15 protein-coding genes are annotated in these 19,976 nt (G+C 56.7%); 3 read left to right on the top strand and 12 right to left on the bottom strand.

Going from position 1 to position 19,976, the window contains the following annotated elements:
- Nucleotides 1-148: 148 nt before the first annotated feature.
- Entirely contained in the window at nt 149-1,513 is a 1,365-nt protein-coding gene (locus tag AACL53_RS03050) for an NAD(P)-binding domain-containing protein (RefSeq protein WP_339082355.1), read from the bottom strand.
- Nucleotides 1,514-1,637: 124 nt separating this feature from the next.
- Nucleotides 1,638-2,492 carry a DMT family transporter gene (locus AACL53_RS03045; RefSeq protein ID WP_339082353.1) on the bottom strand — a complete coding sequence of 285 codons (855 nt, stop codon included), beginning with the start codon at nt 2,490-2,492 and terminating at the stop codon, nt 1,638-1,640.
- Nucleotides 2,493-2,858: 366 nt separating this feature from the next.
- Between AACL53_RS03045 and AACL53_RS03040 the strand changes: the two genes are divergently transcribed.
- From AACL53_RS03040 to AACL53_RS03030, 3 genes are all read left to right on the top strand, one after another.
- Entirely contained in the window at nt 2,859-3,833 is a 975-nt protein-coding gene (locus tag AACL53_RS03040) for an ABC transporter substrate-binding protein (protein WP_339082351.1), read from the top strand.
- Between the two features lie 245 nt (nt 3,834-4,078).
- A complete protein-coding gene (locus AACL53_RS03035) occupies nt 4,079-5,017 on the top strand; it encodes a betaine/proline/choline family ABC transporter ATP-binding protein (RefSeq protein ID WP_339086865.1) in 939 nt (312 codons plus the stop codon).
- Nucleotides 5,014-7,110 carry a proline/glycine betaine ABC transporter permease gene (locus AACL53_RS03030; protein WP_339082349.1) on the top strand — a complete coding sequence of 699 codons (2,097 nt, stop codon included), beginning with the start codon at nt 5,014-5,016 and terminating at the stop codon, nt 7,108-7,110. The genes AACL53_RS03035 and AACL53_RS03030 overlap by 4 nt, the downstream gene beginning before the upstream one ends.
- Nucleotides 7,111-7,417: 307 nt before the next feature.
- On the opposite strand, the gene AACL53_RS03025 is transcribed toward AACL53_RS03030, so the two are convergent.
- The 10 genes from AACL53_RS03025 to AACL53_RS02980 form a co-directional block, all read right to left on the bottom strand.
- On the bottom strand, nt 7,418-8,431 hold the full coding sequence (locus AACL53_RS03025; protein ID WP_339082347.1) for a 2Fe-2S iron-sulfur cluster-binding protein: 1,014 nt from the start codon (nt 8,429-8,431) through the stop codon (nt 7,418-7,420).
- Nucleotides 8,432-8,504: 73 nt separating this feature from the next.
- Nucleotides 8,505-9,692 carry an aromatic ring-hydroxylating dioxygenase subunit alpha gene (locus AACL53_RS03020; protein ID WP_339082345.1) on the bottom strand — a complete coding sequence of 396 codons (1,188 nt, stop codon included), beginning with the start codon at nt 9,690-9,692 and terminating at the stop codon, nt 8,505-8,507.
- Between the two features lie 228 nt (nt 9,693-9,920).
- Nucleotides 9,921-10,976, bottom strand: a complete 1,056-nt coding sequence (locus AACL53_RS03015) for a helix-turn-helix transcriptional regulator (RefSeq protein ID WP_339082343.1) — start codon at nt 10,974-10,976, stop codon at nt 9,921-9,923.
- Nucleotides 10,977-11,244: 268 nt separating this feature from the next.
- Nucleotides 11,245-11,784, bottom strand: a complete 540-nt coding sequence (fae, locus tag AACL53_RS03010; RefSeq protein WP_339082340.1) for a formaldehyde-activating enzyme — start codon at nt 11,782-11,784, stop codon at nt 11,245-11,247.
- 597 nt (nt 11,785-12,381) lie between these two features.
- A complete protein-coding gene (locus AACL53_RS03005; RefSeq protein ID WP_339082338.1) occupies nt 12,382-13,341 on the bottom strand; it encodes an Lrp/AsnC family transcriptional regulator in 960 nt (319 codons plus the stop codon).
- Nucleotides 13,342-13,375: 34 nt separating this feature from the next.
- Entirely contained in the window at nt 13,376-14,509 is a 1,134-nt protein-coding gene (locus AACL53_RS03000; RefSeq protein ID WP_339082336.1) for an NAD(P)/FAD-dependent oxidoreductase, read from the bottom strand.
- Between the two features lie 114 nt (nt 14,510-14,623).
- A complete protein-coding gene (locus AACL53_RS02995) occupies nt 14,624-15,652 on the bottom strand; it encodes an ABC transporter permease (protein ID WP_339082334.1) in 1,029 nt (342 codons plus the stop codon).
- Nucleotides 15,652-17,193, bottom strand: a complete 1,542-nt coding sequence (locus tag AACL53_RS02990) for a sugar ABC transporter ATP-binding protein (protein WP_339082332.1) — start codon at nt 17,191-17,193, stop codon at nt 15,652-15,654. Before AACL53_RS02990 ends, AACL53_RS02995 begins: the two co-directional genes overlap by 1 nt.
- Nucleotides 17,193-18,260, bottom strand: coding sequence for a TMAO reductase system periplasmic protein TorT (gene torT / locus AACL53_RS02985; RefSeq protein WP_339082329.1), 1,068 nt, complete (start codon nt 18,258-18,260; stop codon nt 17,193-17,195). Before torT ends, AACL53_RS02990 begins: the two co-directional genes overlap by 1 nt.
- Before the next feature lie 26 nt (nt 18,261-18,286).
- Entirely contained in the window at nt 18,287-19,939 is a 1,653-nt protein-coding gene (locus AACL53_RS02980) for an amidohydrolase (protein ID WP_339082327.1), read from the bottom strand.
- Nucleotides 19,940-19,976: the final 37 nt, after the last annotated feature.

The following is a 19,976-nucleotide window of genomic DNA, read 5'->3' as shown; positions in this document are numbered from 1 at the left end:
CGTTTTACCTTCACAACGGAAGGTGGACGGTTCGAGCAAGGAATGGTCTGCCACGAACAAATCAACGCCTCCCGGAGCTCAGTACTGAGCAGGTCAGCGAACCGATCTCTCAGCGAGACCGATTCGCCATTCTTGCAAATGGCCGCCGCTATTCGGCAGCTGCCTTCGTGTCCGGCTTATTGAGGAACGCCTCCAACGAATCGTCGAGGGCTTGCATCCACGGGGTGTGATGGGCGGGCGCCGTCGTGCCCGTTTGCAGCGACGTGTGCGACTGATCGCGGTAAGTGAGAATGTTATCCATCTTATGGTGTTCCCACCGCTTGAACGTCTTCGCCACGCCATCGACATCGAGACGCGGATAGTCCGTCGGTGTAATCAGATCACGGACGTACTCTGTCTGAAAATCGATTGCCTCGGTAGCATCGACGATCGCCTCTTCTTTTTCTGTCCACCTTTGGATATCGGCTTCCTGTTCGACTCGTGACGGCAGTTTGATGCGTCCGAGAACGACGTCGCGTGCGTACCAAGCCTGAGCATCGAACATGTTGAACGTGTAGAACTGGTCTTGCATGCCGATGTACATCAGCTTCGGGTTGTCGAGCCAAAAGATGCCCTTGTAGAGGGACAGCGGGTAAAGCCTGTTGCGCGACTTCAGGCGCAACGAGTCCTCCATGAATGGATGATGGTGGAGGTAGCCCGTGCAAAGGATGATCGCGTCCACATCCTTCTTCCTCCCGTCCTTAAAATAAGCAGTCCTGCCGACGACCTTTTCGAGGAGCGGCACCTCTTCCATACCTTTCGGCCACTTGAAGCCCATGGGCTTCGTACGCCAAGAGAACGTGACGGATTTGGCGCCATACTTGTAGCACTGAATACCGATGTCTTCCGATGAGTAGCTGGCGCCTACACACAGCACATTCTTGCCCGAGAACTCGTCTGCGGAACGGAAGTCGTGAGAGTGCAGCGTGCGTCCGAGAAATTTATCGAGCCCAGGAAATTCCGGTACGTTTGGCGTCGAAAAGTGTCCACTGCAGCAGAAGACATAATCAAACTCGGATGATGAGATCCTGTCGTTGGCCAGATCTTTGACAGCGACCGTGAATTTCTGCGTATCTTTATTGAAGGATACGCTCCGCACCGTGTGTCTAAGTTTGATGTAAGGGAGGATGCCGCTGCGCACGATGCGACCCTTGATGTAGTCATGAAGCACCGCACGCGGAGGGAAAGAGGGAATTGGGCGGCCGAAATGCTCTTCGAACGAGTAGTCCGCGAACTCAAGGCATTCCTTCGGTCCGTTTGACCACAGATAGCGATACATGCTGGCGTGGACCGGCTCTCCGTGCTCGTCGGTTCCAGTGCGCCATGTATAATTCCAGATTCCACCGCAATCGTTTTGACGCTCGTAACAGACCAACTCGGGAATTTGCGCGCCCTTGCGCCGTGCGCTTTCGAATGCGCGCAAAACTGCCATGCCGCTCGGGCCAGCGCCAATTATCGCTATTCGCTCTGTCATATCGTGTCCTTTCGACGTTATTCGCGTTGAGTTGGCGGGTTGAAATTCTGCGATCAGTCTTCTCACTGGCGCGCGAGATTGTTAGTGGCGAATGCGGGATGTGGCTTTCGCGTGCCTTTGGGCTTCAGCTGGGCGCTGGCTCCGGCAAGGGTTGCCTTTCGACCGATAGGTACCAGGTGACCGCGCCCAGCGCGGTGGCGGCACCTACGACGGCTTCAATCGTCGGTTCCTCGCCGAAGAACAGCCAGACCCATATCGGCCCAAGAACGATCTCGAGCATGGTGAGGAGCCCGGCTTCCCCGGACTTGATCATGCGTCCACCGACCAGCGCGAGGTTGATGCCGAGTCCGTAGGCAAGGAGCCCGTAGAGGACGCATCCGGTGAGTTGAATGAGTGAAGGCACTCCGTAATTCATAAAGGGGGCGCAAACGGCGGCCGCTAACCCTGCAGCAATCGCGCTGGCCAGAAGAACATCAAGGTTGGCATAACGCTTTGAGACGACGAGCATGACTGCGAACGTGACAGTCATCAAAAAACTTACGATCAGTCCGATGGCATCATTGATCGTCGCGGCGGCGCCTGCGGTGATAGCGATGCCGGCTATTGAAATGAGGCCCACCACAATAAACTGGCGACTGACGCGCTCTTCCAACCAGAGGAAAGCGACAGCCGTCGCGACAAGAGGCAGTGACGCGTAGATCGTCATCACATTCGCGACGCTTGTGTACTGCAACGCGAGGACGTAGCTCGTCGCGCACAATGCGGCGATGATCACGTACACCAAGCCCGGCCAACCGATTTCTAGGATTGCCCGCCACAGACCACCACGGAGGCGAAGGGCGCAAACGAGGCCAAGCCCAATACACGCCGACATCGAGTACCAGACGACAAGCGTCGCGACGTCGAGGTTAGCCAAGCGTACAAATAAACCTGCCGTGCTCCAGCAAACAGCCGAGGCTGTCACAAGCGCAACGCCCATCCGTCGCGTCCCCCAAAACTCAGCCCGCTCCATAGTCATTCAAGCTCGACCTCGCGATGTGTGTCTTTCACATCCCGATTACCGTCCTCGAGCTTGGGGCCACAATGGTGCCGCTTGGTACTATTCGGTGGTGTCCGCGTTGGGTTTTCACCCCTCGCTATCGTCACGTTTGACGATTTTCTGAGGACCGGATCAGTCCTCCGGACTGGGAGAGCGCGCCTTCAATGAGTGCGAGACTGAACCATTTTTATCTCTTCGCCTCGAACTGCTGCACAGCCACATGACCTATGGTGCCACCTGGCACCATTGGCTTTGACGTGCCGCAGGCTTTTGCTGGTGACCTCAGCTCCCAACCGGAGAATTCTCATGTCCCGCCAGCTCGTCACCTCTCTCCTTGTCTCGCTCGGACTTCTTGCGTTTACGTGCGATGTAAACGCTGCTTCTGTTCCTGAATCGAAAGAGCCCATTAAAATCGCGCTTAACGAATGGACCGGTCAAAACGTGACGGCCAAAGTTCTGGGCGGCATCTATGAATCCATGGGGTACAAGGTCGAATACGTCACCGCTGGGGCCATGCCGCAGTTTACTGCAATGCAAGAAGGCAAGCTGACGACCCAGCCTGAAGTTTGGACAAATCTTGTCGGTGAAGCCTATCCCAAGGCCCTCGAGACCAAGACTATCGTTGAGCTGGGACTGCTTGGGCTGAACAATTATGAGGGCTGGGCCTATCCCAAATACATGGAGCAGATGTGCCCAGGGCTGCCGAAGCTCGAAGGGCTGATTGCTTGCAAAGATAAGCTCGCAACTCCCGAAACGTTTCCAAAGGGGCGCATCCTTGCCTATCCCTCAGATTGGGGAACAGCATCCGCTAAGCTCGTCGCGGGAATGAAGCTTCCGTTCGTTGCAGTGCCCGCCGGCAGCGAAGGAGCCGAGATCGCAGAAATCAAAGCGGCGTTCCTCAAGAAGGCGCCGCTGGTTCTGATGTTTTGGAAGCCGCACTGGGTCCATGCGGTTTACGATATGGACTGGGTGCAGATTGACCCGCCCTACAGCGACGCGTGCGCAACCGATCCCAAAGTCGGCCCCAATACGGATACGATTGACGACTGCGGCTTTCCGCAGGCGCGCGTCGTCAAATCGGCCTGGGTTGGGATGGAGAAACAGTGGCCGGCTGCCTTCAACGTTCTCAAGAATTTCCAGTTTGATGGCACCGAGCAGGGCAAGGTGGTTTATGAGATCGACCAGAAAGGTCGCAAGCTCGACGGCGTTGTTGCCGAGTGGTTGAAATCCCACGAAGGGACTTGGAAGCCGTGGGTGACCACCGCGACCGCCAGCAACTAATCCCGACAGAAGAATAGGCGCGCTCGATCCTGGGCGCGTCTGCCAATTGCTGCAAAGAGCGACGCCCCTACGGGCGGGAGGGATCAAAAGTGAACTTTCAATTGAGAGATGCGTACACTCCACATCCAGTGTCATCCAATGCCAAGCTCGCCTGCGCAAATCTCTGGAAAGTCTATGGTCCGAAGGTGGGCTATTACTTCGATACCAAGGGCTACATCATCGATCCGCAGCTGCTCGCAAGGCGCATGCGAGATGAGAAGCACATACCAGCCGTTGCCAACGTTTCTCTCGACATTCCCGAGGGGGAAATCTTCGTCATTATGGGATTGTCCGGGTCTGGCAAGTCCACGGTGCTACGCTGCCTCGCGCGTCTGCTTGACCTCTCTCACGGTCAGGTCGTGCTCGATGGCCAAGATATCTCCAAACTGACCGAGCGCGACCTCATTAATGTCCGACGTCACAAGATGGGGATGGTCTTCCAACATTTCGGGTTGATGCCGCATTTAACGGTCATCGATAACGTCGCCTTCCCTCTCAAAATCCAAGGAAAGCCAAAGCAAGAACGGCTGGCCCGCGCGCACGAAATGATTGAACTCGTCGGGCTTCACGGCCGCGAGGATGCATATCCGCGCCAACTATCCGGCGGTCAACAGCAGCGCGTCGGTATTGCTAGATCGTTGGCGGTTGGCCCCGAGGTTTGGTTTCTCGACGAGCCGTTCAGCGCGCTTGACCCCCTCATCCGTCGTCAAATGCAGGACGAGTTTCTTCGCCTGCAAAAGCAGCTCAAGAAAACGATCGTCTTCGTCACGCACGACTTCATAGAAGCCATGCGTCTCGCGGATCGTATTTGCGTGATGAAGGATGGCTTTGTCGTACAGGTCGGCACGCCGGAGGAGTTGGTCTCGCGCCCTGCCAACGACTACGTTCGCTCGTTCGTCGGCGATGCACCGCTGGCGAAAGTGTTGCGTGTCGGCGCGATCATGAACCGACACATCGCAGATGAGCGTCGCGCCACAGCCACCGCGACGATCTCTGCTTCGGCCAAGCTCGAAGAAGCGATGACGTTGTTCCGCAATGAGAGCAGTGTCCTCAATGTCTGCGACGAGGACGGGCAGGAGATCGGTAGCCTTTCGGCGTTGCAAGTCATTCAAGCGCTCGCAGCTAAGTCGAGGATCACGCTGTGAGTGGAGAACGCCAAACAGGATCTAAACTCGCCGCCGCGCTCGACATGTCGTGGAAAGAGATGTCGTGGCTCCTAATGGGCCTCCTCACCGCGATCGCATTGCATGCCGCCCCGAATGTAACTTGGTTGGGAACGTTTCCCGAGCATTGGAACCTTCCCATTGCCGCGTGGACGAACGCCGTACTGGCTCCCGTCGTCGTAGGCCTGCAGGGTGCGACACGCATCCTGAGCCAAATTATTGGTGCGCCGATGTCCGCCGGCCGCGCGTTGCTCTACTGGACACCGTGGAGCACGGTGACATTGGCATTTTTCCTTCTCGCGTATTGGACAGCGGGCCTTCGCACAGCGTGTTTCACACTGGCATCGTTCCTGTACATCGTCTCCGTTGGCTTCTGGACGCCGACGATGAACACGATTGCTCAGATCGGCCTAGCCATCCCCATTGCCATTCTGTTGGGCTTTGCCATCGGAACTCTCGCGGCTCGCTACCCCCGCTTGAACACAGCTACGCAAGCCGGCCTCGATTTTATGCAGACGATTCCGACGTTCGCATATCTTATTCCGATTTTGCTGTTGTTCGGCTTTGGTCCAGTTGTAGGTCTGATCACCAGCATCATTTATGCCATGCCTCCAATGATCCGGAACACAATCCTCGGCCTTCAACGAGTGCCGCCGGAATTACGTGAATCTGGGCGCATGAGCGGCTGCACGCCCTTACAGGAGTTCTGGTGGGTGCGTGTACCCGCCGCGACGCCGCAGCTGCTGGTGGGGCTCAATCAGACCACCATGGCCGCGTTCTCGATGATCATCATCGCTTCCGTCATCGGCGGCTCACAAGACATAGGCTGGGAAGTCCTCAGCACGATGCGCAAAGCGCAATTTGGAGAAAGCCTCGCCGCAGGCGTCGTCATCGCGGTCTTGGCTATGATCCTCGATCGTATCAGCTGCGGCTTCACGAACCGCTACGTCCACGGCGATCAAATTCACACAAATCGCCACTTCTGGGCGGCTTCGATGGTAGCGTTAATTGCGTCGGTAGTGATCGCGAGCCTCGTGCCTTCTCTCTGGGTCTGGCCCGACGCTTGGGTGATCCGGCCGGCGGCGCCACTGGATACCGCCGTGGAGTGGATTACCGTGAACTACGGCGCGACACTCACTTCTCTGAAAACGATTGCCTTTTACTACTTTTTGCTGCCGCTCAAGATCGGTCTCGCTCAGGCTGTCACGCCGATGACCTGGGGCTTTTCGTTCGATGGGCCTGTGCAGATCGGCTATTGGGCGGTCGCTGCCCTCGCCGTCGGCGCTGCGGCAGTCTACTCCGGCCGGACGGCGGCGTCGATTATCGCAGCGATGGCGATCCTCTTGTTCTATGGCACCACCGGCATCCCCTGGCCCGTATTCATCGCGATTATCACCCTCGGGGCTTATCAGGCGGGCGGGTTTCCCACGGCTGCCTTCGCACTCTTGGCGCAGCTCTTCATTCTAGTCTCCGGATTTTGGCCGGCAGCAATGCTCTCGGTCTATTTGTGCGTAGCAGCCGTCGCGATCTGCATCGTGATCGGAGTTTCGTTGGGAGCTGCCGCAGCAAACAACGATCATCTTTCTGCTCTGCTACGGCCCATCAACGACAGTCTGCAGACCATTCCCCAATTTGTTCTGCTCATCCCCGCTTTGATGTTTTTCCAGGCCGGCGATTTTACTGCGCTGATCGCCATCATTCTGTACGCCATCGTCCCGGCGATCAAATATACCGAAGCCGGCTTGCGTAACGTTTCGCCCAGCTCCGTCGAAGCTGGGTTGGCGTTAGGCTGCACGAAACGGCAAATGTTCTGGCAGGTCCGATTACCGCAGGCCGTTCCTGAAATTCTGCTCGGGGTTAATCAGACGATCATGTATGCGCTCGCGATGCTCGTCATCGCAGCCCTGGTCGGTACGACCGACCTCGGTCAGGAAGTCTACATCGCGCTCGGCAAAGCCGATGCCGGAAGCGGGCTCGTCGCCGGCATCTCTATGGCGCTGATCGCCATGATCGCCGATCGTGTCCTCCAAAATGCGGCGTCGAGCCGGAAAGCGGCACTCGGGCTCCCAGTGTGATTATTGTGCAGGATCGCCTCTACGCGATCCTGTCAAAATTTGGCGGCTGGCCCCTTGTTTTTGCTCGGGCCAGCCGCAGCATGACGAAGCCAAGAATCTACTGAGTTTTTTGGCAGCTCAAGTGAGGGTTCACTGCGAATACTGTCGAACGTGAATCTGCAAGCAGGCCTTTGACACCGACGTCGGCGCGTCATCCGTTCCAAGCGCGTCGATGCGCCGAAGTCGAATCCGAGGGAGCGGAAGGCCTCCGCACCCCCCGCTAAACGGCAAGCCCGAGCTCTGCCTCAGCCCCAGACGGCGAACGGATCTATTCCGCTACCATCGCGGATGCCGAGACGAAGGGATCGGCATGACAGTCGGATGGGCTGACCCCCATCTCGATTGCAAACTTCTGGCAATTGGCAACAAGTCCAGGCGAACCGCAGGTATAGAGTTTGTGTCCGTGAAGCGTCTCGAAGTGACGCCTGAGCTCAATAAAAACGTCGGTCGTCCTGGCAGCATCCACACCGTTGCCCCTGGTAATGACCGGGAAATAACCGAACCTCGGGTACTTTTCGGCGAGCTTCAGCATTTCCTCGTTTTGATAAAGTCCATTCGCCTCGCGCGCGGAATGATAGATGCGTATCTCGCGGCCGGGCATTGATGCCAAGGCGTCGAGCAATATCGATTTCGCCGGCGCAAGCCCCGTGCCGCCGACGACCATCGTAATTGGTCCTGGATGCTCCTTGCGGAGGTAGGCACTTCCAAACGGAGCGTTCAAGACAAACCGATCCGATGGTTCGCCCCTCTCGTATACGTGCTTACTGACCTTCCCGTGTTTGTAATACTCAATGTGAAATTCCAATTCCGCCGCGCCCGGCCGATTGGCGAACGAATATTCTCTGGCGGGAAGATTGGCGAAGGTGAGCGTGGCGAACTGCCCTGCGCAGAACATGGGTGAAGCGCTGGAGTATGGCTTGGCCTTGAGGATGGCGATCTCTGATGACACGCGGTCTATTGACGTCACGACGCACTCGTACTTGGCCGGCGTGAATGTGTCCGCGTCCTCTATGAACTCCACCTCGCAGTCGCTGGTGGGCATTGCGCGACAGGCGAGGATGACGTTTTGGTTCTTTTCCTCATCCGTGAGCGCAGTCGGATCGTATGATTTGTGCGTGACCGTGCCCTTGCGCAATATGGACTTGCATGAGGAGCAATTGCCCTGACGGCAGGCATAAGGATAGTCGAGCCCTGCCTTCAACGCCTCGTCCAGTATCGAGAATCCTCTCCGCACCTCCAACGTCGTCTCGAATTGAGGAATCGATACCTTAAAGTTGGCCATCACTCGTCCTTCGATCTTAAAACAAACGCTGCGCACGGCCCTCCGCGCGCAGCGCCCGGTGCCTCGCAATATGTCAGCGCCTGTCGGCGCTCATGGCGTTGTAGTAGATCGATTGAAAATGGTGGATGCCGTGCTCGCTGGAAGAGGATGCTTTGTGATCGCCTAGCCCATCGCTCGACCTGCCTTCACCGACGAGCTTTTGGTTGATAACAAGCCTGCCCTGAGAGTAGGCGACAGAATGGAGACCACGCTGCACACTTTCCACTAGGCCGATATCTTCCGGCTGAAGGACGTCCTTGATGTATTCCATTGCAGCCTTCTCTTCCTCGTTTGGCGTCGCTTCATCGAGGAAGAAATCCCAGTGCTCATAGGTGGTCTCTGGACCTGTCGGCATGATATGCATGAACGACAAGTTTCGGCGGCCGGGGAAAACATTGAAAGTGACGTTGGGCCATAGATACCAAGCCGCGTACATCAGCTGGGCGCCCTGCTGATTTTTATCGACCTTGTATGCCGAGTTTTCCTCTCGCGCGGGGGCTATGTGGCTCGAGCAAATCGCGTAGTTCTTGGTCTGATAGATGCCGTGGTCGAAGAGTTCGACGAGGGCCGGATGCGCCGGCGGGCAGTGGTAGCACTCCTGGAAATTCTCGACGACGTTCTTCCAGTTCGCCTTGATCTCAAACGTCTGGCGGCCCGCGTAGACCAGCGTTTCAGGAGTGTCGACATATTTGCGGACGTCCGCCTCGAAATGACCCGACGTTTCGGCGAGCGACTTGGCGCTGAGGTCGATGTTGATCCAAACAAAGCCGAGGAAGACTTCGAGCTTCACAGGCTTCAAGCAAAACTCTTCCGTCTTGAAGCCGGCGACATTCTCCAGCACGGAGTTTGAGCGAAGTTGGCCGTCAAGCTCGTACTGCCAAGCGTGATACGGGCAAGTGATAGCACGCGTCTTTCCTTCACCCTGGAGCAACTGGTGGGCCCGGTGAGAGCAGACGTTGTGAAAGGCGCGAAGGTTGCCATCGCGACCGCGTACGATCGCGATACTTTGATCGCCTATTTTGACGGTGCGATAGGCGCCGGGGGCCGCGAGTTGGCTCGCGTGACAGACGAAGTTCCAGGATTTGTAGAAGATCTTTTCTTTCTCGAGTTCGTAAACCTCGCGATCAAAATACAGATTTGCAGGAAGGGTATACGAATGCGCGGGGTCGTTCGGCCGAAAGCGGTCGAGCCCGAAGATTTCCTCATCGTTTTTCTGGAGCATTGAAGTCACCTTTTTTCTGCGAAATGCCAGGGCCGACATCCGTCTGGAGACGGCAGCCGAAGCCAAACTCTGGCGCTATTTCGGAGAATTAACCGGCAGACAGCAATGGTGTCGGTTGGCACCAGTGGCTTGCTCGCAGTCGATATTTATTGGAAAGGCTACTCTATTTCGCGGCATCAGGGTGGCCCGCGAGGCATCGGCCAAAAGCTTTGCGAGAACCAAAGCTCGCTAGTCTTCGTCCTCGGAGACGTTGCACGGAAGGGTGCGCACTCTCCGGCTCGCCAGCTGGCATTTCAGCTGATTGGCGAATGGCATGAGGGTGGTGACTAGCTCCCTCTCGGAGGAGACCTCCAACTTTCGATAGATCCGCAAACGGCGGTTCTTAACAGAGCCTTTAGAGATCTTCAGTCGCTGCGCAATAGCGCCAGTACTAAAGCCATCGAGCGTTAGCGCGACGATGTCACGTTCGCGCGGCGTCAACTGATCAACGATCGACGACGATGCTCGTTCTCCTGCTTCCCTGTCCATAAGGCCGTCGCCGACATGATGAAGGAGAAGGCCGCCGGGGGCGATCGAGTTCATGCAGTCGAGTTCAATTCCTTTGAACGGCAGCGTCCCGCCGCCAAGTTGCTGGCGGATTTCGTCGTACGATAACGACCACTCGATATTTCTTACCGTGACTTCAGTTTCAGCGAGCTGCCGCCACTTCGGCGTCGAATACACAAGCTTGCCGTGACGATCGAAAATGGCTGCTGGTCTGTCTTGGAAGGACGTGGGCGCATGCGCTGCACTGTACATCGCCGTCATTAGCGTCCGCGTGTGCGCCTGATGCAAGCCGTGCACGATTGGAAAGAACCGTTCGATGCGTTCGATGTCCGCCTTGGTGAAACGATCGGCTTTTCTCTCGAAGAACAGCGAAAGGCATGACATGCCGACTGACGGAAGGAAAATGGCCAGCTCGTCGGTGAACTCCATCTTCTTCATGAAATCGAGGGAGTAGAAATTTTTGTCCGCAGCCGACGGAAGTGCCGTTTCCATGGTCTCAACGCGGGCAACCCTGTTTGAGCGCCAGGAGCAGAAATAAGGGTCAGTCGAGCGCGGTTCGGCTCCCAAGTAGTACTGGACGATGTTTGAACTGATTTGTTTCGTGTGCAGTACGTCTGGATCGGAACCAGGCGAATAGCGGACGATCCATCCGGTCTCATGCGGGATGAGCGACCCCATCAATTCCAAAAGCCTCAAATGGAAGCCCTGCTCGCCGATTTCACAGGAAGCGGCGCTCAACGATTCTGCAACCTCCGCCCATTCGCGCGGCTCAAACGAGACCAAACACTTCTCCATCGCTCGGTCATATGACACGCTCTTAAATGCGGTCTGTTTATTCAGCGCGTCAATAGGTCGGTCAAACTATTGGCGCCCAGGGCAAAATTTAAGCAAAAAGGTAAGGGCGCTAGTGCGGTAACAAGACCCGGTTCTTGCGGCGCAAAAGAACGCGCCCCGACCTTGGCTAGGTCGAGGGCACGAGTTTTCCATCTTTGAAAGGTGACCAATCTCAACCAGGGAAGACGTCTGCCAGCGCGTAGTGTTTGATCTTATCGCGGTTAGCAATCAGCTCGTCGACCGTAGGCTCACCCTTCATCGCTCTAGAGATCGCGAGCTTGGTCGCCTCGTACTGACAACGATAGAGATCCTTCTTGTCGAGTTCCTCATGATCAGCAACGCGGGGATCCAGCCAAACCGTTATGATCATGCAGATCTCATTCGCTTTGTCCTTGGGTAGAATGCCGTCCTTCAGGCAATCGACGATCGCGTCTCCGATCGCCCCCTGCACTACGCCGCCAAAAAGCTCGATATAGGCGCTGTTCGGAATCGTGACTTTCGATGTCATCAGCGCAGCGGGCCGCACTTGCTGGTTGAGATCGCGAATGACGAAGAAGCGGGTATGCCCCATGGATTGCCCCATCATTCCGGCGAAGGCATGCCCAACGGGCCCGTCGACGGTGCCGATGACGACTTCAGGCATCGCATCAGTGTACTGGCCCTCGGAGGCGAGAACCGTCGCTTCACCAGTAAGGAACACCAAGTTTTTCATAGCTTTCTCTCAGATTGTTGGACTAGCCCAAGGAACTCGTTTGTTCGAGTCTGTCTTGAGCAGCGGTAGATCTATAGACTCCCGATGATCAAGTCAGCTCTTTGGGAGTCTAAAAATCTGGGGGCGCCAAGGGTGCCACTGGGCACTATCTCCCAAAAGACGAAGATATGGGTCGCCCGGATTTTACGGTGCCAACAGGCACCATTGAGCAAGAAGGCCCTCTCGCTGACTATCGATCCGTTCTGAGGAAATTCCACGAGACGAAAAAGCTGAGCGGTGTCCCTCCCCTGCTCCGGCTTGACTCATCATCCCAACACGCATCGATGTCGCTTTACTCGGTCTGATAGATCAGCGTCCTGAATAGGTCCGGATGCGATCAGCAAGCGGATTACTAGCGAAAATTTCCATTATCGCTACTTTTCCGAACTCTTATCTGCTGCCGCGCAAAAAAGTATGCATGGATGTGCCAGACGACCGCGGTGAGTGAGGAGGTTGCCTTTAGTGACAAGGAACGCCACCTCGGTCGAATAGCTTGTCGCTAATTACCTACTTCGCGGCAACGGCTCGGAGCATGGAACCCGGTCGGTTGGCCAAAGCTCACTTCAGATATTCATCGCCATAGCTGATCTTGCGAAACAGGAAATCATAGCAGAGCAAAATCTCACCGCTGATCCCACCACTGAACTCATTTTCCACAAAGCTCAGAAGTTCGGATTTGTTCTTGCAAACGATCTCAGCGAATAGCTGAAAGCGTCCCGCCGTCAGTGCAAGATAGGTCACATGGGGCAAAGTCGCCAATCGATCAGCGACTTTCCCGATCCGCTCGCTGCCATTCGCGCGTAAGCACAGCCAACCCACCGCTTTGTAGCCGAACAACGAAGGATTTGTGAGCGCTTGCACCTTGATGAGGCCGTTACCCAGGAGCTTTGCAAAGCGCGATCTGATGTGACTCTCTGAGACATTTAGCTGCCGCGCTAGTTCTAGAAAACTTGTGCGGCCATCGACACTGAGTGTTCGAATGATTGCCCAATCGACGGGCTCCAAGACATGATCCGTCTCATCGCGGACGGACATTCGCTCGATTTGCGCAGCATCCCACGACAGTTGCTGATGACGAAGCTCCAGCAACGGGAACAATTCGATGCTCCTGACGCCCTCGTGTCGTTTGATATCTAAGTTCGCGGTGTCGAAAAGTTCCTGATCGGATTGCGCAACGACTTCGGCAACAACGTCAAAACGCCCGCCCACGGCAACCGCGTAGTCCACACCGGGAATGTCAAAAAAGCTTTCGGCAATCTCACGGGGATCGATTTTGGGGTCTGTCCGCACGCCTACGAGTGCCATACTCGGATAACCGAGACGACGCGGATCGGCGACAATGGTAATTTCCATTGCCCCATGTTTGCGCAGAGCGTCAATACGAGCCTTGATCAGGCGTTCGGATATGCCTGTCCTTTCGGCGAGTTCTCTGAAGCTGGTGCGGCCATCGACCTGAAGCTGACGTATTAGGTCGAGGTCTTGCCCTGAGACCTCGACCTCGACGCTTTGGCGAAGCAAGCGGCCATATCCTTTCGCCAAGTTAGCTCACCATTTAGATCGGAACTGCTGTTAGTCCCTGGGTCACATCGGTGTGAGCAGCTACATTGATTCTTCTCTGTAGCGAGCTTGATTTTCCAATACCCCAAACGACCAATGACCGCACGTCAAGAAGTGCGCGCGGCCAGCGCGTTCCCATCCGTCCGTAAAGCCTGGAAAATTTCTGCGTCGCGTCGCAAACCGGCTTTTGGCGAGCTTCCCATTCGCGAAGTGCCGTCGGAACGTCTTTATGTCGGGCCAGAACCTCAGCCAAAACGTAGCCGGACTGCATTGATACGCCCGCTCCTTGCCCAAGGTTCGGCGACATGGCGTGCGCCGCGTCGCCGATGATGCAGGCGTTACCCTTGCTCCAACCCTTGCAGGTCACGTCGTAGAATCCGGCCCATCGGCCGTTGTCGACGATGCGTTCAAGGTACGGCCGAAGTGCCGGAAACGACGAAATCCATGTGTTCTTGTCCGCGGGCGAGATGCGACCGGCTTGGTCGGACGCCGGGCGACACACATAGAGGTAGACCTTATCCGAGCTTACCGGAACCACTCCCACGCGGCGTCCGCCCTGCCAGTATTCCAGCGAGCGTCCCGCGACATCGTCCTTGCGCCGATCGATGAGATAGCGGCCGCACCCGTCTTCGAGATCGACGACGCGCTCAGTAAGACCGATCGAATTTCGCACGGCGGAATTCACGCCATCCGCACCAATAATGAGGTCAGCCTTCACGCGCTCGCCTGACGCGAGGCGAAGTTCGCCATTGGAGGTAACTCCGCTGATCGGCGAGTTCGTAACGATTTCTGCGCCCGCTCTACGGGCCGCATTGGCAAGAGACCGGTGTAGCTGGCTTCGCAGGATGGTGTACAGCCGGCTTCCCTGCATCATCCATCCAGATTGAAGCAAGCGTTCGCGCTCATCGCGGACTTCCCAGTATTCGTCCCGTTCGCCGTCGAAGATCGCCTCATCGTAGGCGTCGATCGCCTCCAGGACCCGCAGTGCATTCTCCCACATGAAGATGCCTGCGCCGATTTCGCGGAGTTCCTCTCCCCGCTCATGGACACGGACGTCCCAGCCCTTTCTTGCAAGGGCGGCAGCCACTGTCAGTCCCGCAATGCCCCCACCCGCGATTTCAGCGCGCATCAACAATCTCCGCATAAAAGCCTGTCTGCGGGCTACATTATTCGTTTATTTATGAGTTTTCAAATACGAAATTCGCTTTAGGTGACGACTTTACGAGCTTTAATCGGATAATTTCTAAGCGTGAAGCTCTTTGACCAGCCGCAGCCTTATCCGATCTGCGATCACCGCGACGATGAGGATCACGCCCATCACGACCATCTGCAGGTAAGAATTGATGTGCGCCAAGTTCATGCCGTTTTGCACCAACGCAATGAACACAGCGCCGAGCACTACCCCGCCGACACGGCCTATACCTCCGCTCAGGCTCACTCCCCCGATCACACAAGCCGCAATTGATTCCAAAGGCAGCGCCGCTCCGATGTTGGCTTCGCCAGTCGCCAGCCGCGCGGTGAGCATAAGCCCCGAAAGAGCTGTGAGCGCGCTACAAAGGACGTAAGCAGCCAGCAGCGAAAAGTGCGGATTGATGCCCGAGAGGCGCGCAGCATTGAGGTTGCCGCCTATGGCGTAAAAATATCGTCCAAGCACTGTCCGGTTCATCAATAGCGACATTCCGCAAACGATAGCCGCCGTGACGTAGATTGGAGTCGGAATTCCATAGAAAGAACCGAAGCCGAAGATCGCACCGAATTCCTCGGGCATCCCGTGCACCGGGATTCCTGCGGTCAGATAAAGAGCAGTTCCAAACCCAATCGACGTCAAACCAAGCGTCATCATGAATGGAGACACGCCGAGGAATGCGATGCCGACGCCATTGATCAATCCCATGAGAGATGCACCCAAAAAGCCGGCGAGCGCACCAAGGGTGATGATCAGTACGATGCTTTCGGGAAAGACCGTCGACAGGGCTGACATGGTGAGAGCACAGATCACCGAGCTCAAGGCGACCGTTACGCCGACGGAAAGATCAATCCCTCCACTAATGAGGGCGATCATTTGGCCAAGAGACACGACGATAAGATAGGTGGACTGACGCGCGACGTTGGTGATATTTCGCACGGACAGAAAATGCTCGGACATCAGCGAAAAAATTACGATCGCCACCACGAGCAGGATGGGCAGGACCCCGAGCCTCGCAAACAGCAGCTTGGCGCTGTGAAGAAAGCCTTTCGCGCGGGCTTCATGCGTGGACGCAAGATCGTTCATCAAATTTCCCTCTCGAAGAAATTCCGCAGAATGTTCTCCTGCGTGATTTCATCTCCCTTGAGTTCCGCCTGCAGCTGTCCGCGATACATGACGTAGGTCCTGTGCGTCAGGTGTAAAATCTCGGGCATGTCCGACGAGATGAGCAGAACGGCAGCTCCGTTTTCACAAAGCTCTCGAATGAAGCCGTAGATCGCGACACGCGTCCCGACGTCCACGCCGACAGTCGGCTCATCGAAGATGACGACTCCCGCATTTCGGGCCAGCACCTTCGCAATCATGATCTTTTGCTGGTTGCCGCCGGAGAACTGCTCGACGGGGCGCTCGACATCTAACGGTCTGAGTTCGACGCGCCGCGCCAAATCCGAGCCGAGGCGTTTTTCTTCAGCCAGCCGAATGAAGTTGGCACGACTCAACAAAGGCGTCGCAAGCTCGGCAAGCGCGATATTCTTGCGCGCACCAAGGGAGAGTATAAGCCCTTCGCGCCTCCGGTCGGATGGCAAGTAATACAAACCCGCATCGAGAATTTTGCGGGTCGGCAAGCCGGTGATCGAGCGGCCATCGACCTGGATATCGCCCGAAACGGTGCGATCGATCCCGAGGCATGCGCGACCGATGTCCCCTTTTCCCGAGCCAACCAAGCCCGCGATGCCGACGACTTCGCCCCCGCGTACGTCGATGCTCACATCGCGGATCGTTTGCCGCGCATTGGTGAGATGGGAAATAGATAACCGGAGAGCTTTCGGATTGTTCGCGATGTGCGGAAACAGTTGCGTGATGACACGGCCGGTCATCAACGAGATGAGCTTTTCATCGTCCGCTTCCGATGCGGATACCGTCGCCACGTTGCGGCCATCACGGAATACCGTGATCCTGTCACCGAGACGGCGGATCTCGCCCATGCGGTGAGTAATGTAGAGTACCGCGACGCCCTGCTGCTTGGCCGCCAAGATAAGCGCGAACAATCGCTCGGCCTCGCGCTCGGTGAGCGAAGCCGTTGGTTCGTCCAAAATGAGGATCGAGGGAGATGAGCGGAACGCTTTCGCGATCTCCACCATCTGCTGCTCGGCGCGGGAAAGGAACGAAACCTTGGTATTCGGATTAAGTGGAAACGCGAGCCGGTCCAAAATCGCCCGCGCTTCGTTTCGAATGTAGTCAAGGTCGACAAAGCCGAAACGGGCTTTCTCGAAACCGAGGAAGATGTTTTCAGCGACCGTCAGATCTGGAACGAGTGAGAATTCCTGATAGACCGCGTTGATGCCAAGCAACCTCGCGGCATGGACTGATGTGAAAACAGTCTCCTTGCCCCGGAAGAGGATTTGGCCGGCCGAAGGCCTTTCGGCTCCCGAGATGAGGCGGACAAGTGTCGATTTGCCCGCGCCATTCTCGCCGAAAAGGATATGAACCTCGCCGGACCTCAGGTCGAAATCGATATCGGCGAGCGCGGCGACGCCTGGATAACGCTTCGATATTTTTTTGAGCGCAAGGACCGGCGCCCCCGCATCGAGAGCTTTGGCGCCGGCCGTGATTGGTTCGTGGTCCATCAATTCACGTTAAAGACGGGCTTGAAGCCGTCAGGAGCAACGGAGGATGCCGGATCGAACGCCGACACCGAGGTTTGGTCGACGACGTAGAGCTTAGGCCCGACGTGCTTGAGGTAATCTTTCTTTTCGAGGATGCGAACAGCCTGATCCACGGCGATCCGCGCTTGGATGACGCCAGAGTCGGTCGGGGCCGCGACGACGCCCTTCGACTTGATGGCCTCCACCATGCTCGGCGTCATGTAATACGAGAGGATCTTGATCTTATCCTGAAGGCCGCGCTCCTTGAGGACCTGCATCGCAGCTTCGGCTGTCGGAGCCGTCCCGACGATATACGAAAGATCGGGATGAGCTTCCAACGTGCTTTCGACGAGCTTCAGCTGAACCTCTTTGCCGGTGTCTCCGTACTTGGTCTCGACGATCTGAATGTCACCGGATTTGACGGCATTGACAAAGCCGAGATTGCCCGACTCCACCCATCCGGCTCCGGCGGGGCCTGGAAACCACCCAACCTTGGCTACGCCTGAACCTTTGGGATGCGCTTTGGTGAGATAGAGACCTGCGGCAGAGCCCATTTCGCCGAAGGACACGAGCGATTTGGCCTGAATGTCTTTCGACGTCACGCCGTTCATGAAATCGATGACCGGGATGCCCTGACCCTTGAGCTCCTTGATCATGTTGTTGAGGCCGTCTTCAGAAATCGCGCCGAGGATCACGGCTTGCGCGCCTGCCGCAACGCAGTCCTCAATCTGCGAAATCTGCTTGCTGAGATTGTCATAGCCGCCGGCATCGACGACGGTCAGCTTGATCCCTTGCCGCTTGGCTTCCTCAGTCACGCCATAATCGACCGCAACCCAATAGGCGTCCTTGAGGTGAGGCACCGAAACGCAGACATTCCATTTCTGCGAGGCTTTCTCGAGAGGGGTGTATTCCGTTGCCTTGCGCGGGCTTGCCATGTCAAACGGCGGTTCCCACTCTTCGACGGCGATCGGATACCACTTAGACGGTGCACCATAAGCGACGCCTGCAAGGGCGGCTGCGGCACCTGCAGCCAAGATCAATCTGCGCATATGCATACTCCTGGAATGCTGAAGGCTCAGTGTTTCGATGAGATTTCGGTAGGCAAGATCACGTCCTTCCCGCGCGACGCCACATATTCGACCTTGAGTTTGCAAAGATCGTCGACGTCTACGTCACGAGGGTCCTTATCGAGAGCGATAAGATCAGCGATTTTTCCCGGCGCTATGCTTCCGCGCTGGTCCTCTTCTCCGAGGACCGCAGCAGCATCGATTGTGTGCATGCGGAGAGCTTGATCGAGCGTGATCGCTTCGTCCGGGTCGATGAAGCCGCCCGAGTAGGTCTGGCGCTTGAGGCAACACCAAATACTGAAGAAGGGATTTGTTGCCTCTCGTTCGGAGCCCACCCAGACATCCGAGCTCCCCGAGAGATGCCAGCCTCGAGCCAAGAGGGATTTGAACGGGAAGCGTCCGCGACTCCCGTGTTCACCGAGATAATCGGGAAAATATTCGCCGAACGTGTAAAGAAATACGGGTTGCGGCACCGGTACGATTCCGGCTTTAGCCCATAGGTCGCTGGTTCGCTGCAAGGGAAGGAGGTTGCCTGCATGCTCGATGCGCGCCCTCTCTCTACCCTGGCCGGCGCCCCCGAGCGCAAGCAACATTTCGCAAACCCACTCCTGCGCCCGGTCGCCATTGGCGTGAACGGCCAGTTGCAAACCATTCCTACGCGCTAGATCGTACGCACGCGCGAAAAAGTGCCGATCGAGAGCGACATCGCCTCGAAACTCTTGCTCGCCGTGATAGCAGCAATTGACAGCGGCACTCTTGGCGGAAAATCCGCCGTCGGCGAATAACTTGAGGCCTTGAACGCGCAACGCCTCGTCCGGAGCTGTGATGCGGAGATGCTCACGCCAATGACGGATCTTGTCGAGGGTCATGGTGCCCGGAGACCAAAGGTAGACGCGCATGCTCGCAGGCAACGCGTCATCCTCCGCCAGCTCGTTCATGCACTCGAGACCATCGATGGTCTCGGAAATCTCGCCGATCGTCGTGACGCCGTGCGATGTGAAGTACGTGCGAATGCCAGCGGCGATCGCATCGCGCAACTCATCGATACTGGGAGCCGGCAATGGCAGGAGAGCATCCATCTCCTTGACCACGCCCGTCGGCATGCCACCAGCGTCACGCACAACGGCAGGCTTGCCAGTGATGCTGTGCTGTGGCGGCCGGTAGTCGCGCGTGATGCCAATGGCCTCTAAGGCCTTTGTATTCAGGACAGTGATGTGCCCACCCGCGCGCAACGCGACGGGCCGGCTTTTGGAAACGCGATCGAGCTCTTCGCGCGTCGGCAGACGCCCTTCTTTCAATTTGCGATCGAAGAATAGGTTTGCCTGCCCGACGATCCAGTCGTTCTCATCGATTTTCGGGACGAGGGACAGCAACGAGTCGCAAACGTCGGAAATCGTCGAGCATTCCGGCGCGCGGCAATCGGCAGTGCGGAAACGGGCGCGGCTGGCGACCTCAGCGTGAGCGTGCACGTCGACGAAGCCCGGCATCATTGTCCGGTCACCGAGATCGAGCACCGGAAGATGCTTGAGTTCCGTTCGCGCCTCTGAACGCGTGACTGGCCGGACTATCCGATCTTTGCGAAGCAGCACACCTTCCCAATGCGGGGCGCTATCGGGCTCCATTGTGAGCAAGCGGCCTGCAAGCACTAAACGATCAGTCAATTGCGTTGTCCCGATTTTCGAGATAAATCTCAATTAT

This window comes from Hyphomicrobium sp. ghe19, assembly GCF_902712875.1.
Lineage (GTDB): Bacteria > Pseudomonadota > Alphaproteobacteria > Rhizobiales > Hyphomicrobiaceae > Hyphomicrobium_B.
This window is presented reverse-complemented; position numbering and strand designations above follow the sequence as displayed.

Coding starts and splice junctions, on each gene's coding strand:
- AACL53_RS03050 (WP_339082355.1), bottom strand. CDS start 1,513: ATGACAGAGCGAATAGCGATAATTGGCGCTGGCCCGAGCGGCATGGCA.
- AACL53_RS03045 (WP_339082353.1), bottom strand. CDS start 2,492: ATGGGCGTTGCGCTTGTGACAGCCTCGGCTGTTTGCTGGAGCACGGCA.
- AACL53_RS03040 (WP_339082351.1), top strand. CDS start 2,859: ATGTCCCGCCAGCTCGTCACCTCTCTCCTTGTCTCGCTCGGACTTCTT.
- AACL53_RS03035 (WP_339086865.1), top strand. CDS start 4,079: ATGCGAGATGAGAAGCACATACCAGCCGTTGCCAACGTTTCTCTCGAC.
- AACL53_RS03025 (WP_339082347.1), bottom strand. CDS start 8,431: ATGGCCAACTTTAAGGTATCGATTCCTCAATTCGAGACGACGTTGGAG.
- AACL53_RS03020 (WP_339082345.1), bottom strand. CDS start 9,692: ATGCTCCAGAAAAACGATGAGGAAATCTTCGGGCTCGACCGCTTTCGG.
- fae (WP_339082340.1), bottom strand. CDS start 11,784: ATGAAAAACTTGGTGTTCCTTACTGGTGAAGCGACGGTTCTCGCCTCC.
- AACL53_RS03000 (WP_339082336.1), bottom strand. CDS start 14,509: ATGCGCGCTGAAATCGCGGGTGGGGGCATTGCGGGACTGACAGTGGCT.
- AACL53_RS02995 (WP_339082334.1), bottom strand. CDS start 15,652: ATGAACGATCTTGCGTCCACGCATGAAGCCCGCGCGAAAGGCTTTCTT.
- AACL53_RS02990 (WP_339082332.1), bottom strand. CDS start 17,193: ATGGACCACGAACCAATCACGGCCGGCGCCAAAGCTCTCGATGCGGGG.
- torT (WP_339082329.1), bottom strand. CDS start 18,260: ATGCGCAGATTGATCTTGGCTGCAGGTGCCGCAGCCGCCCTTGCAGGC.